Origin of the sequence: Paraburkholderia sp. GAS38, from assembly GCF_050434965.1 — a bacterium.
GTDB classification, from domain to species: domain Bacteria; phylum Pseudomonadota; class Gammaproteobacteria; order Burkholderiales; family Burkholderiaceae; genus Paraburkholderia; species Paraburkholderia phenazinium_A.
In genome coordinates this window covers 159436-173432 of sequence record NZ_JBNDJO010000017.1, presented here as the reverse complement: position 1 = coordinate 173432, position 13997 = coordinate 159436, and the positions used below count along the sequence as shown (strand labels likewise).

The following is a 13997-nucleotide window of genomic DNA, read 5'->3' as shown; positions in this document are numbered from 1 at the left end:
ATATTTAGCGGATCGTGAGGTCGTGGGGACGACTGCTTGAGGCGGCAATGAAAGAGGGGGCAAAGTGAAAGATGCGCTTTTGCGTGCGGCAATTCGCCACAGGCGCTACACTGCGACCGAGTTCCCCCGGAGTTTCTGAGGGGCGTCTATACATTCCAATATAGGAGACGCGACTTCATATGAAAAACATAACAATTCGGCAACTGAAGGCTTTCGAAAGTGTTGCGCGTCATCTGAGCTTTTCCCGCGCGGCGGAGGACCTGCACCTCACCCAGCCGGCCGTGTCGATGCAGGTCAAGCAGGTGGAGGATCAGGCGGGGTTGCCGCTGTTCAGCCATATCGGCAGGCGGATCTTGCTGACCGAGGCAGGCAAGCTGCTGCTGCGTCACAGCATGGTGATTCTGGCGGATCTGAAAGCCGCCGAGCAGTCGATAGCGAGTCTCCAGAGCGGCGGCGCCCAGCGTCTGCGGGTCGGACTGATTACCTCGGGCAGTTATTTCTTTCCGCATCTGATCAGTGCTTTCATGCAGGACAGGAGCCACATCAACCTCGACATGACGGTGCGCAGTCGCGATCAGCTCATCGGTTTGCTGCGAAGCGACCAGATCGATCTCGCCGTGATGGTGCATGCGCCGGATGACCCGGCCATCGTAGCCGAGGCGTTTGCACCGAATTCGTTCGTGCTGGTAGCCGCCCCGACACACCCGCTCGCCGACGAACGCGACATCCCCTATGCGCGTATCGCACTCGAATGCCTGATCGTCAGGGAGAGCGGCACCGACACGCGCAGCGCCGCCAACGATACGTTCCGCAGCCTTGCATCGACGCCACGTTTCATGGAGATCGGTTGCGCCGAGGCGATCAAGCAGTCGGTCATGGCAGGCATGGGCATCAGCTTTCTATCGGCGCAGGCGGTTCAGTCCGAAGTGCGCGCCGGTCTGCTCAAGGTGCTCGACGTGCAGGGTTTTCCGCTTAAGCGCCACTGGTGCGCGGTCCATCGCGCGGACCGGCATCTGCCGCCGGCGGCCCTCGATTTCCGGCAGTTTCTTCTTGCCGAGGGCGGCGCGCGGCTCGAGCATTTCACGGGGATCGACAAGGTGCATACGGGCATGGATATTCCACGTCCTGACGACGCGGCTCGAGAAACACGAACGATTGCCACCACTAGCGCCCGTCACGAAGTCGCGCTTCGTACCCGCGCACTCTTACGAGACGACGGATTGCCAGATGAGCATCACGTTCAGGGCCAGAATCACGCCGGTGGCGACGACAGCGGTGCCGATCAGCTTGCGGCCCGCCGTAAATCCGCCCATCACTGAACGGCGCGAGGACAGGACGACGAGTGCGACGAGCGGAACCGGCAGGATGATGCTCAGTACGATCTGGCTATCCACCATGGCGGTCATGGGATTGCAGGTCATGCAGACGATGACGGCCGGCACCATCGTGATGAGGCGTCGCAGGAGCACCGGCGTCTTGAAACCGACGAAGCCCTGCATGATGTTCTGACCGGCCATCGTGCCCACCACGGAACTGGAGATGCCCGACGCCAGCAGCGAGACGAGGAACAGCGCGGCCGCACCGGCGCCGAGGACGGGCGTCAGGGTGTGATAGGCCACCGCAATGTCCGAGATGCCTGGCGCCTTCTTGCTGAATACTGAAGCGGACATCGTTACCATCGCCAGATTCACGAGGCCGGCGAAGCCCAACGCGATCACCACTTCGCGGTTCGAAAAACGCACCAGCTTGCGGCGTTGATAATCGTTGCGGGCCGGCGCGCGGTTCTGCGTCAGACCCGAGTGCAGGTAGATCGTATGCGGCATGATGGTTGCGCCGACGATACCCACCGCGAGCATCAAGGCATCGTTGCCGTGAAGACGGGGCACGAAGGTGTGAAAGATCGCGGCGTGCCAGTCGGGCGGCGCAATCACCAACTCGCACAGATAGCTCAGACCGATGACGGTGATCAGCGCGGCGATGACGATTTCGAGCGGCCGGAAGCCTTTTTTGTCGAGCGTCAGAATGCCGATCGTGATGATGCCCGTGATCAGCAGACCCCAGCCCATTGCCAGATGGAACAGTAGCGAGATACCCATCGCGGCGCCCATGAATTCGGCCAGGTCGGTCGCCATGGCGGCAATTTCCGAACCGATCCACATCCCCATGACGAGCGGACGCGGAAACTCGTCGCGGCACAACTCCGCGAGACTTCGGCCGGTTACGATCCCGACCTTCGCGGACATCGCCTGAAACAGCATGGCCACGAGGCTCGACAGCAGCACCACCCAAAGCAGTTCGTACCCATAGGTCGAACCGGCCTGGATGTTCGTCGCAAAGTTGCCCGGATCCATGTAGCCGACCGAAGCGATCACAGCAGGACCCGCGAACGGCAACAGTGCACGCACGCCGCGGCGGTTGTTGTCGAGCGTGTCGCGCATCGCCGTGACGGTGTCGGCCGTCGCTTCTCCAGAAAGCGCGTAGCTGGCGGTTCGTTTAATTGCCATCAACATGATGAGCGTCTCTCTTCACGGTGCTGCGTGGTATCGATAGGGACTGACTGCTTCTGCTTATGCTTATGCGCCGGTATCGGAGCGGGACTGCATCGAATCCGTGTGGGGCGCCGTGGACCCGCAGTTCGGATCGAACCGCCGGGCGCACGGCGCCAGCTGCTGCAGGGCCGGCGCGCTTACGCAAGCACGTCGCGGCGTTGCTTCAGGTTGTGGATCGCGTCGAGCGTTTCGTCGTCGACGCGCAAATGCTCCTTGAGCAGTTGACGGGGGACATTCGCTAGCCACTGCGACAGGGTCACCTCGGAGAAGTGGTCCGACTTGAAAAGCTCAAGGAACACAAGATCTTCCTTACCGGTGTTCTTGATGTAGTGACCCAGGTTTTTCTCCACGTAGCCCACGTCCCCCGGGTTGAAGTCCACCGTCTGTGCCGCGGGGCCCGTGTTGAACACCGTCATGCGGCCGGTGCCCTTGATGAAGTACTGCCATTCATCGTTGTCCGGGTGCCAGTGCAGCTCACGCAGACCACCCGGCCTGACCGTCACGAGTGCGGCTGCCACGGTCTTCGAAATCGGGAAGTTGCGGCTGTCCACGATGCGCACTTCGCCGCCCGCGTTAGAGAGGGTCGGCGCCATCGAGCCCATACGGAAGATAGACGGATGATCGGGACGGCCTGCCGGCGACGCGCAGTATTCCTGGTCTGCTGCCAGCGCACCGGCCTTCGCCCCCTGATAGATCCAGAGTTGATCGAGCGGGATTTCCTTGAATTTTTCGGCTGGCACACCGAAGTTCTGCGCCAGAATTTCCGGCGGAGTGTGCGCGAACCAGTCCGTTACCATCAGCGTGTTGAATTCGCCGGCCGCGCCGTTATCGAAAGCCAGCACGAATTCGCCGCCGTTGTCGCCCAGGCCTTGCAGCGAGTGCGGCAGGCCCGGCGGGAAGTACCAGATGTCGCCGGTTTGCACATCGGCGACTTCAGCGCGGCCCTTGGTATCGATGGTCGTGATACGAACCTCGCCGCTGACCATGATGGCCCACTCAGCCTGCTGGTGCCAGTGCAGTTCACGCACGCCGCCCGGTCCGAGGCGCATGTTCACGCCGGCGATGTCCTTCGATACAGGGAACGCCTTCGTCGTCACTTCGCGTGCCCAACCGCCCGCCTGAATGCGCTTGTGCGCCTCGTTGAACGATGCCCATGGAATCGGCATGCCGCCGACGTCGGTGGGCGGCGGGTTGTTGAACGAGGGCAAAACGTCGCGCAGTTGCGGATTTTGCGGGCCGGGTTCGGAAATCGCGGCAGGCGTCGAGTTGATACTTCCTTGCGAAGGACGATCCGGGTTGCCGAATTCCGCGGCTTTGGCAGCGGCCGACGCGCCAAGCGCGACCGCCCCCGCAGCTGCTCCAGCCAGGACACTGCGCCGTTTCATATCAGTCATGCTTTCTTCTCCTAACTATCTGTTTTCGTCAATTCCTGGTGACCGGGATGACGTCCCGTGCCACGCAGGATGTGGGGCAGAACCGGCGAGTTTCCGTGCTGCAGTGAAGCGTCGGTCAACATGAGGCTCACTGCACGATCGGCACCGTCGTCATTCGTTCCGTGCCGCAAATATTAGAAAGATGGGGCACGAATCACCAATCAGGATTTATTGGAGAAACCATAAGCACGTTTGATACACCGTCGATGCAAATCCCCTTACGATCTGCGCCTGACCTGCGGTACTCAGGTGGGGTTGGCGGGTCGGTTCCATACAAACGAAAGGAGTGTGATTATGGGTAGCCTCAGCATGGCTCACTGGTTGATCGTTCTGGCGATCGTCGCGCTTGTCTTCGGTACGAAGAAGATCCGCCATCTTGGTTCGGACCTGGGCGGCGCAATCAAAGGCTTCAAGGAAGGCTTGCAGGAGAGTGAACCCGTCGCGGCGCAGGCGGCCTCGATTCCTGCCGAGCCTGCAATCGACGCGCAGATTCCTCGCGCGACCTCGCAACAATAAGTCGCAGAACTGAATTTTCAGTCCTGCAATGTGGAGATACGGTTGCCATGCTTGATTTCGACATTTCCAAACTGGCCGTCATCGGCACTGTCGCGCTGGTGGTGCTCGGACCGGAGAGACTTCCCCGCGTTGCGCGTACCGCCGGCACGCTGCTAGGACGAGCGCAGCGTTACATCGCTATCGTGCAGGCGGAAGTGGACCAGCAGATCCGCATGGACGATCTGCGCAAATTCAAGGACGGTGTCGAGCGGGCTGCCGGCGATATGCAGGCCACGGTCGACCGTACCGTTGTCCAGCACATGGGTGAACTGCAGGCAGGCGTCGATGCCGCAGCAGCGGATATCCGGGAAGGCTTGCCTGGCGCCTATCTGCCGTCGGTTCACGAAAGTGCCGGCGATTTGCAGAGTGAACTGTTCAAGGTTCGACCGGCACCGGCACCGTTGCCGTTGCCGGTTTCGGTACAGGCCGTCGGCTCGAACCATTCGCTTCGTCTCGCCGCGGATCTGCCGAGCGCGCCGAGGTTTCCGGCTCAGCGCATGCGAACGAAGTGGCACGGCACGGCATCGGCGGGCCGACGTGGCGCAGTCAAGCGCAACCGCATCGTCTCGATGGCTGCCAGCAAGGCCATGGGACGGAATATTGACCGGCTCGCGTAACGCGCGCCGCTTCCGCGAGCGCGGCTGTGGCCGGGAAAGCCGGTAAATTGCAAGCTTGTGTGTCGGCGGAAGGTCCAGATACATTGGGATACAAAGCCCGCCGCGAGCTGGGCTATAAAGCACACATACATGACTGATCGTGGACGTGGAGTGCTTTATGACGACCGATTCGACACAACCCGCCGTTGCCCACGCTCGTGCGTACGGGTTGCCTCTACGGCATCGATCCGTATACGCTGGAGCCCTGTCCGACGCAGCGCGCGAGCCCGTGCGCCGTGGAGGCGGGATGCGTCGGCTGCTGGCCATGCTCGTCTTCCTCGCCGGCGGTTTGATTGCGGAACTGGCGCATCCCGTGCAGTGTTCGCTGATCAACGTGAACCGGGTGCGCGTCAATCTCCGGAAGGAATGATCGCTTGATGGAAACCCTCGACCATGTGCTGATCGTCGACGACGATCGCGGCATCCGCGAGTTGCTCGCCGGCTATCTGGAGAAGAACGGCATGCGCGTCTCGCTCGCCGCCAACGGTCGCCAGATGCGCGCCGTGCTGGAGCAGGGCGCACCCGACCTGATCGTGCTGGACCTGATGTTGCCAGGCGAAGACGGCCTCGTGCTGTGCCGCGAATTGCGCGCGGGCAAGTTCCGTTCGGTTCCGGTGCTCATGCTGACCGCCCGCAGCGAGGAGACGGATCGGATCGTCGGGCTGGAGATGGGCGCCGACGACTATCTCGCCAAGCCGTTTGCGGTGCGTGAGCTGCTGGCGCGCATCCGTTCCGTGCTGCGCCGCGCGCGCATGCTGCCGCCCGGCATGCAGGTGACGGAGACCGCACCGATGATCGGCTTCGGCGACTGGCGGCTCGACACCACCGCGCGCCATCTGCTTGACGCCCAGGGCACCATGGTGGCCCTGAGCGGCGCGGAATACCGCCTGTTGCGCGTGTTCCTCGATCATCCGCAGCGCGTGCTCACGCGCGATCAATTGCTCAACCTGACCCAGGGCCGCCAGGCCGATCCGTTCGACCGCTCCATCGATCTGCTGGTCAGCCGTTTGCGGCAGCGCCTCCAGGACGTGGCGCGCGAGCCTCGTTACATCAAGACGCTGCGCAGCGAAGGCTATGTGTTTTCGGCGGCCGTGACCATGATCGAGGGCAATCCATGACGTTGAGCGCATGGCCGCACTGGCCGCGCACGCTGTTCGCGAGGCTCGCGCTGATCCTGTTCGTCGGCCTCGCGCTGGCGCAGACATTGTCGGTCTGGCTGACCATGACCGAGCGCGATCAGACCATGAACAACGTGATGATGGGTTACATCGAGCGCGAGGTCACGAGTTCGGTCGCACTGCTCGATCATCTGCCACCTGACGAGCGCGCCGAGTGGTTGCCGCGCCTCGCGCGGCGCACCTATCGCTTCATTCTCGGGCCTGGCGTGCCCGGCGCTGCGCCGGACGCCGCGCTGTCGGCGCGCGTGGCGCAATCGATTGCAGACGGCATCGGCAAGCGGTATCCGCTGACCGTCAACGCGGTGCCGGGCCAGCCCGAACGTCTGCAGGTCCATCTGCGCCTGAGCGACGGCTCGCCGCTGACCATCGACTATCAGCCGATGGCAGGCGCGCCGCTCTCGCCCTGGCTGGCGGTGGTGCTGGTGCTGCAACTGATCGTGCTCGCCGCCTGCTGCTGGCTGGCGGTGCGGGTGGCGACGCGTCCGCTGAGTCATTTGGCGCGCGCGGCCGACACGCTAGGTCCCGATCTGAAAGCGGAGCGCCTGCCCGAAGACGGCCCGGACGAAGTGGCGCGCGCGGCGCGCGCTTTCAATGCGATGCATGACCGCGTGAAGCTGTACATGACCGAGCGCCTGCAGATTCTCGCGGCGATTTCGCACGACCTGCAGACGCCGATTACCCGCATGCGTCTACGGGTCGACGTCATGGACGACGACGCGCAGGGGGCCAAGCTGCGGCAGGATCTGCAGGAAATGGAAACGATGGTCAAGGAAGGTGTGACGTACGCCCGCACCATGCACGGCGCGACCGAGGTGCCCATACGCATCGATCCGGACGCGCTGTTCGACAGCCTCGTCTGCGACTATCTGGACGCGGGGAAGGACGTGTCGTTGCACGGGCAGGTCGCGACTTCATTGATCACGCGGCCGCAGGCGCTGCGCCGGATCGTCGGCAACCTGGTGGATAACGCGCTGAAGTTCGGCGGCGCGGCCGAGATCGCGGTTGCGGCCGCACAGGGCGGCGAGGTGACGATCTCAGTGTTCGATCGTGGGCCCGGCATTCCTGCCGAATCGCTGGAAGCGGTGTTCGAACCGTTCGTCCGGCTGGAAGGATCGCGTAACCGCCACACGGGCGGCACCGGACTCGGGCTTGCCATTGCACGACAGCTCGCGCTCGCGATGGACGCAGCGCTGTCGTTGCATAACCGGCCCGAGGGTGGGCTGGAAGCGCGACTCGTGTTGAAAAACGCCGGCTGAAGCGACGTTTACTTCACCGCTCCCAAAGCCAGCCCCTTGACCAGATAGCGCTGCAGCCACGCAAACACCACTGACACCGGCAAGGTCGCGCACAAGGTCGCGGCCATCACCAGATGCCATTCGACGACGTATTTGCCGGCCACCATATCGGTGACCTGCACGGTCAGCGTCTTGTTCTCCGGCGAACGGATCAGCGTATAGACCACCGCGAATTCATTCCATGCGTTGATAAACGTAAAGATCGCAGTGACGACAATGGCGGGCACGGCCAGCGGCAGGAACACCTTGAACACGGCCTTGGCCCGTCCGCAGCCCTCGAGCCAGGCGGACTCTTCGAGATCGCGCGGCACGGTCTGAAAGTACGACGACAGCATCCACACCGCGAACGCAATATTGAACGCCGCATACGAGACGATCACCGCGAGCTTCGAGTCGACCAGATTGCCGTCGCCGTACGGAATCATCGCGGCGAGCCGGAACAGGCCCACCACCAGCAGGATCGGCGAGAGCATCTGCGTGACGAGCAGGAATTGCCGGTACAGGCCACGTCCCTTGAACGGAAAGCGCGCGAGTGCATAGGCGGCAGGCAGGCTGACGGCCAGCGCAAGCGCCATCGAAAGCAGGCTGATCACCACGCTGTTGCGCAAGGCCACGCCGAAGTTGGCGGCCACCCACATATCGGCGAAGTTGCTCCATTGCCAGTGCACCGGCAGCCAGCGCGCCGGATAAACGAACACCTCGTCCGCCGGTTTGAGCGCGGTGAACAGCATGATCGCAAACGGGAACAGCACGAGGACGATCAGCGGAGACAGCGCGAGCCAGCACCACAGCGTGCGTTTCATCTTGGTGCTCATGCGTTTTCTCCTTCCTTCGCCGGCTGCATGCGCAGATACAGCATCGAAAACACGAACAGCATCACCAGCATGATCAGCGATACCGCCGCCGCCTGGCCCGGACGCCCGAGCCGGAAGCCGACTTCGTACAGATAGGTGACCAGAATATGGGTGCTTTCATCCGGACCGCCTTGCGTCATGACCCAGATGATCGGAAACGAGTTGAACACGTAGATGACGTTCAGCAGGATCGCCATGTTGACGAAGGGTTTGAGCAGCGGCAGCGTCAGCTTGCGGAACTGCTGCCAGGCGCTCGCGCCGTCGATGCGCGCCGCTTCGTAGATATCGCCCGGAACGGACGACAGGCCGCCTAGCAGGATCGTCACCGTGAACGGAATCGACACCAGAATGCCGACGCCGATTTCTACCGGAAACGCGAGCTCCGGCGTGGCCAGCCAATGGATCGGCCCGTTGATCAGGCCGAGCCGATGCAGCGTGACGTTGACCATGCCGTAGTCGTCATTGAAGGCCCAGCGCCACACCACGGCGGTCATGGTCAGCGAGACGGACCACGGCAGCATCACAATGGTGCGTGCCACGCCGCGTCCATAGAAGTCCTGATTGAGGACCAGCGCGACCGGTACCGAGATCAGGACGGTGCCGCCCACCACAAAGAAGGTCCAGTAGATCGTGCGCCGCAACGCGCCCAGAAACTCCGGGTCCGCGAAGACGGTATAGAAATTCTTCAGGCCGGTGAAGTCGCGAATCGCGCCAAAGCGCGACACATCGTGCAGCGACTGATACACGATGTTGAAAATCGGATAGCTGATGATAAACAGCGCGAGTATCAGGCTCGGCGCAATCAGCAACCAGGGCGCCGACAGGCGCGGAGAAGCAGGACGGCTCATGCGTGCTCGATCGTAAGTCGCGCCGTGGCCTCATGGCTGGCGCAACGGGATGGGCCGGGTACAACACGGCGCGCGCCGCCTGTCTGCGGTAGCGCGCGCCGGTCTACATTAACGCGGTGTTTCTTCAACTGGGCATGAGCTGGGCATCGGCTATGCCTCGACCCAGCCTTGCCTCAGCCTTACTTGCCGAGCGATTCGTTCGCCTTGTCGGCTGCCGCGTTGAGCGCAGCGGCCGGCTGGGCCTTGCCGAGGTAGATCGATTGCATCGCGTCGGAGACGGCCTTCGCGGTGTCTTCCCAACCCGTGATGGTCGGCGCAAAGTGCGCGCTCGGCAGCAGCGCGATGAACGCCTTCGTGTCAGGATCGTTGAACGCCGGATCGGTCGCTTCGGCCTTCGTCGTCGGCAGGAAGCCTTCCGTGCTGGTGAACTGCACGCGCGGTTCCTTCGTGAACAGATAGTCGAGGAACTTCCAGGCGCTCTTCTTCACCTTCGAGTTCTTGAACATCACGATCGAGTCCGTCACCGCATACGTGGCGTGCGTCGTGCCCATCGGGATCGGATCGATGCCGTACTTCAGGTTAGGCGCTTCCTTCTTGATCTGCTTCGAGAGGAACGGTGCGGAGATCACCATCGCCACGCGACCCTGCTTGAACAGGTTCTGCACGTCTTCGCGGCTGTAGCCGGTCACGCCCGGTTCCGTCAGGCCGTCGTCGATCAGCGTCTTGTAGAGCGTCGCCGCCTTCACGCCGGCCGGCGAGTTGAACGCAGCCTTGCCGTCCTTGCCCACCACGTCGCCGCCGTAGCTCCACAGCGCATAGTAAAAGTAGACGTCCGTTTCGATTTCCTTGCCTTGCAGACCGAAGCCGGCAATGCCTTGCGCCTTCAGCTTCTTCGACGCATCGATCACGTCGTTCCATGTCTTCGGACCGTTCGGGTAGCCGACCTTTGCCAGCAGGTCCTTGTTGTAGTAGAGCGCGCGAGCGGAGGCAGCGATCGGCAGACCGTAGACCTTGCCGTTGATCTCACCCGGCGCCAGGAACGGGCCGATGAAGCGGTTCTTGAAGCTCGCATCCATGTAGCCGTCGAGCGGTTCAGCCACATCGTCCTTCACGAAATCGAGCAGCCAGCGCGTGCCGACAATCGCCAGATCGGCGTTGGCGCCACCGGTAATGTCCGTTTGCAGCTTCTGTTGCAGCGTGTCCCAGCTGACGTCCTCGATCTTGATGGTCGTGCCGGGGTTGGCCTTTTCGAATTCCAGGGCCACTTTCTCGAAGTACGGGGCGGTCGCATCGCTGTAGTGGGCGACGGTGACGCGGACCGTGTCGGCGTGCGCCGCCACGGCCATACCTGCAAACGCGAGCGCTACGGCAATCTTGCCGAGCGCGAAGGAAGCACGGGCTTGCAACGACATTTCTCTCTCCTGGGGTGGTCCGCTGCCGTCGCCGGCCGCTGGGTTGTCAAATTGTTTGAAAAAATCCTACAGGAGTAAAAATTTGTTGTCACGTAGGGTCTACGATATTTTTTCTCGCGGCTGTTTTTGCATAAGATGCTGTAAAGAAGGCGTATTTTTTGCGGTGCAGAGGCGGGCGGCAGGTTGGTCGGAACAGACCCGGTATGCGAAATGAGTGCGTTGTGTTGGAAATTTACAGCACGCGAAGCCTTTAAGCACGAACCTGAGAGCGTTTGACGAGTGGTGCCGGCGTGCTCCGGACCACCGCGATTCACCCGGTCGGCGGCGGTGCCGGCAGGCAAAAAGCAGGGAGAGACATGACTCGAGTGGTGTTGGTCACCGGCGCCTGTGGCGGGATTGGTAGCGCGCTGTGCCGGCGTTTTGTCGAACTGGGCGACACCGTGCTGGCGCTCGACCTCGACGCAGCGGCGCTCGAAGCGCTTGCCGGCGGCTTCGAGGCGGGCCGCGTGACGCCGGTGGTGGCCGATCTGGCCGATGCGGCGGCGGTCCAGCAAGCCGTCGCGCAGGCGGTCGCGCTGCGCGGGCCGGTCGACGTGCTGGTCGCCAACGCGGGCGGCGCCAAGGGGCTGACGCTGGCGACGACCGACGTCGCCAGTTGGCACCGCGACGTCCATCTGAACCTGAACGGCACGTATCACACGGTGGAGGCCGTGCGTACGTCGATGATCGAACGCCAGCAGGGCGTGCTGGTGCTGATCGGCTCGGTGAACGGCATGGCTTCGCTCGGCCACCCCGCGTACAGCGCGGCGAAGGCCGGTCTGATCAGCTATACCAAGGCGCTGGCGCTGGAATTGGGCAAACACGGCATCCGCGCCAACATCGTCTGTCCGGGCACCGTGAAGACGAGGGCCTGGCAGGCGCGGGTCGACAAGAATCCACAGGTCTTCGAGAACCTGAAGAAATACTATCCGCTGCGCGACTTCGCGACACCGGACGACATCGCCGACGCGGTGCAGTTTCTCGCCTCGCCGATGGCGCGTGTGATTACCGGTGTGGCGCTGCCGGTCGACGGCGGCCTGATGGCGGGCAACCGGCTGATGGCCGAGGAATTGACGCTCGAGACGCTTTGAACCAGTGAACGTGGTGCGCCCGCTTCGCGGTGGCACCGGACGACGATGAGGACAGCATGGCAGCAGTGCAACTGAGCGGCATTTTCAAGCGTTACGGCGACACCCAGGTGGTGCATGGCATCGATCTGGATATCGACGACGGCGAATTCGTCGTGCTGGTCGGGCCGTCCGGGTGCGGCAAGAGCACGCTGATGCGCATGGTGGCCGGTCTCGAAGAGATCAGCGGCGGCGATCTGCTGATCGGCGGGACGCGCGCCAATAGCCTTGCGCCGCAGCAACGCAATATCTCCATGGTGTTCCAGAGCTACGCGCTGTATCCGCATCTTTCCGTCTACGAAAACATCGCCTTCGGGCCGCGCATCCGCAAGGAGTCGTCCAGCAGTTTCAAGCCGCGTATCGAAGCCGCGGCGAAGATGCTTAACCTGGGCGGCTACCTCGACCGCTTGCCGCGTGCGCTTTCCGGCGGCCAGCGTCAGCGCGTGGCCATGGGCCGTGCGGTGGTGCGCGAACCGTCGCTGTTCCTGTTCGACGAACCACTGTCGAATCTCGATGCGAAGCTGCGCGTGCAGATGCGCACGGAGATCAAGGCGCTGCATCAACGTCTGAAGAATACGGTGATCTACGTCACGCACGATCAGATCGAAGCGATGACGATGGCCGACCGGATCGTCGTGATGAACGCGGGCCGTATCGAGCAGATCGGCCGGCCGCTGGATCTCTACGATCGTCCGGCGAATCTGTTTGTGGCCAGTTTTCTCGGCTCGCCTTCGATGAACTTTGCCGAAGGCGTACTGGTGAGCGGCGCAAGCGGTCTCGCGCTGAAACTGGCTGACGGCAGTGAAGTGGCGCTGTCGCAGGCACCGGCTTCAGCCAGGACCGGCGCCAAGGTCACGTTGGGCATTCGGCCCGAGCATATCGAAACGCTGGCGCCGCCGGATGGCGTGTCAATGGAAGTCGAAGTGGTGGAGCCGACTGGCGCCGAGACCCACTTGTACGGGAAAATAGGCGGCAGCACGTGGTGCGTGACGACGCGCCAGCGCTCGACAATCGAGCCTGGCCAGCGCGTGGCGCTCCGCTTGCCGATTGGGCATATTCATCTGTTCGATACGGAGAGTGGACGCAGGCTTGCCTGAAACCGCGTGTGGCCGCTGATCTCCATAGAACCAAGACGCGGATTCCAGACCTTGAACCCATAAGGAACACACGGGTGTCCGCTCCCAACCTGATTCCCCACATTCGCGGCGCATTGACCCAGCTACGTCCGGCTGAGCGCAAGGTCGCCGACATGGTGCTGAGCGACGTCGACTTTGCGATGCGCGCCAGCATCACCGAGCTCGCTCAGCGCGCGGAGGTGTCCGAGCCTTCGGTGACGCGCTTCTGTCGCGCGGTCGGTGCGAATGGGCTGCGCGACTTCAAGATGCAACTGGCGCAGAGCGTGGCGGGGGGCTTGCCGTATGCGTCGACGGCCGTCGCGCGGGATGACGATATCCAGACCCTGCTCGACAAGGTCGGCGAAGCGGCGGTCGAAGGCATCACGCATGCGCGTGGGGCGCTCGATCCGGTTGTCGTGGAGACGGCGATTGCCGCGTTGGCCGGCGCGCGCCGCGTGTATTTCTTCGGCGTGGGTTCGGGATCGGGACTGGTGGCCCAGGATGCGGCGCTGCGTTTCCTGCGGCTCGATATCGCCGCGAGCGCATTCACCGATGGTCATTTGCAGCGCCTCTACGCCGGGCTTCTCGAGCCGGGCGATGTGGCGTTTGCGGTGTCGCACTCGGGGCGCAGCGTCGAAGTGAACGAAAGCATCCAGATCGCCAAGGAGCGCGGCGCGACGACCATTGCGCTGACCAATGTCGGCTCGCGGCTTGCGTGGCTGGTCGATATTCCACTGCTGCTGCGCGTGCCGAGTGCGATCGATCCGAATACGCCGGGCGTGTCGCGGCTCGTGCATCTGTGCATCATGGATGCGCTCGCAATCGGCGTGGCGCTCAAGCTTGGGCCCAAGACGCTGGAGAAGATGCGGCATGCGAAGGCGCGGCTCGCGCATGAGCCGGAGCCGGCGGCGGGGGAGTCGTCGTAAGTGCCGCATA

13 protein-coding genes and 1 pseudogene are annotated in these 13997 nt (G+C 62.9%); 9 read left to right on the top strand and 5 right to left on the bottom strand.

Translation table 11 applies throughout. The features are described 5' to 3' along the window. The first annotated feature begins 179 nt into the window (after positions 1–179). Positions 180–1319, top strand: coding sequence for a LysR substrate-binding domain-containing protein (locus P3T42_RS31660; protein ID WP_429308285.1), 1140 nt, complete (start codon positions 180–182; stop codon positions 1317–1319). Here P3T42_RS31660 and P3T42_RS31655 read toward each other — a convergent pair. Both P3T42_RS31655 and P3T42_RS31650 read right to left on the bottom strand, forming a co-directional pair. Next, entirely contained in the window at positions 1206–2510 is a 1305-nt protein-coding gene (locus tag P3T42_RS31655; protein WP_074296692.1) for an Nramp family divalent metal transporter, read from the bottom strand. The genes P3T42_RS31660 and P3T42_RS31655 overlap by 114 nt on opposite strands. A gap of 176 nt (positions 2511–2686) precedes the next feature. Further along, positions 2687–3943: a cupin domain-containing protein gene (locus tag P3T42_RS31650; RefSeq protein WP_074296689.1), complete on the bottom strand. Its 1257-nt coding sequence runs from the start codon at positions 3941–3943 to the stop codon at positions 2687–2689. 333 nt (positions 3944–4276) lie between these two features. On the opposite strand from P3T42_RS31650, the gene tatA reads away from it, so the two are divergent. The 5 genes and pseudogenes from tatA (at position 4277) to P3T42_RS31625 (ending at position 7627) form a co-directional block, all read left to right on the top strand. After that, positions 4277–4498, top strand: coding sequence for a Sec-independent protein translocase subunit TatA (gene tatA / locus P3T42_RS31645; protein WP_074296687.1), 222 nt, complete (start codon positions 4277–4279; stop codon positions 4496–4498). Between the two features lie 47 nt (positions 4499–4545). Next, positions 4546–4702 (top strand): annotated as a pseudogene (locus P3T42_RS31640) (Sec-independent protein translocase subunit TatA/TatB); the annotation flags it as partial. A 738-nt stretch (positions 4703–5440) separates the two neighbouring features. Continuing rightward, positions 5441–5563 (top strand): hypothetical protein, encoded by a 123-nt coding sequence (locus P3T42_RS31635; protein WP_290439565.1) that lies wholly within the window; start codon positions 5441–5443, stop codon positions 5561–5563. Between the two features lie 7 nt (positions 5564–5570). Beyond that, the gene (locus P3T42_RS31630) at positions 5571–6311 is read left to right on the top strand and encodes a response regulator (RefSeq protein ID WP_074296683.1); all 741 of its coding nucleotides are present in this window, start codon (positions 5571–5573) and stop codon (positions 6309–6311) included. Further along, positions 6308–7627 (top strand): ATP-binding protein, encoded by a 1320-nt coding sequence (locus P3T42_RS31625; protein WP_429308284.1) that lies wholly within the window; start codon positions 6308–6310, stop codon positions 7625–7627. The genes P3T42_RS31630 and P3T42_RS31625 overlap by 4 nt, the downstream gene beginning before the upstream one ends. A gap of 8 nt (positions 7628–7635) precedes the next feature. Here P3T42_RS31625 and P3T42_RS31620 read toward each other — a convergent pair whose 3' ends face one another. The 3 genes from P3T42_RS31620 to P3T42_RS31610 form a co-directional block, all read right to left on the bottom strand. Continuing rightward, positions 7636–8481: a carbohydrate ABC transporter permease gene (locus tag P3T42_RS31620; RefSeq protein ID WP_074296679.1), complete on the bottom strand. Its 846-nt coding sequence runs from the start codon at positions 8479–8481 to the stop codon at positions 7636–7638. Next, a complete protein-coding gene (locus P3T42_RS31615) occupies positions 8478–9368 on the bottom strand; it encodes a carbohydrate ABC transporter permease (protein WP_074296677.1) in 891 nt (296 codons plus the stop codon). Before P3T42_RS31615 ends, P3T42_RS31620 begins: the two co-directional genes overlap by 4 nt. A 179-nt stretch (positions 9369–9547) precedes the next feature. Next, positions 9548–10780, bottom strand: coding sequence for an ABC transporter substrate-binding protein (locus P3T42_RS31610; protein WP_429308283.1), 1233 nt, complete (start codon positions 10778–10780; stop codon positions 9548–9550). 356 nt (positions 10781–11136) lie between these two features. On the opposite strand from P3T42_RS31610, the gene P3T42_RS31605 reads away from it, so the two are divergent. From P3T42_RS31605 to P3T42_RS31595, 3 genes are all read left to right on the top strand, one after another. Beyond that, on the top strand, positions 11137–11910 hold the full coding sequence (locus tag P3T42_RS31605) for an SDR family oxidoreductase (RefSeq protein WP_429308282.1): 774 nt from the start codon (positions 11137–11139) through the stop codon (positions 11908–11910). 56 nt (positions 11911–11966) lie between these two features. Beyond that, positions 11967–13043 (top strand): ABC transporter ATP-binding protein, encoded by a 1077-nt coding sequence (locus tag P3T42_RS31600; RefSeq protein ID WP_429308281.1) that lies wholly within the window; start codon positions 11967–11969, stop codon positions 13041–13043. A gap of 74 nt (positions 13044–13117) precedes the next feature. Then, positions 13118–13987, top strand: a complete 870-nt coding sequence (locus P3T42_RS31595; protein WP_074296669.1) for a MurR/RpiR family transcriptional regulator — start codon at positions 13118–13120, stop codon at positions 13985–13987. Positions 13988–13997: the final 10 nt, after the last annotated feature.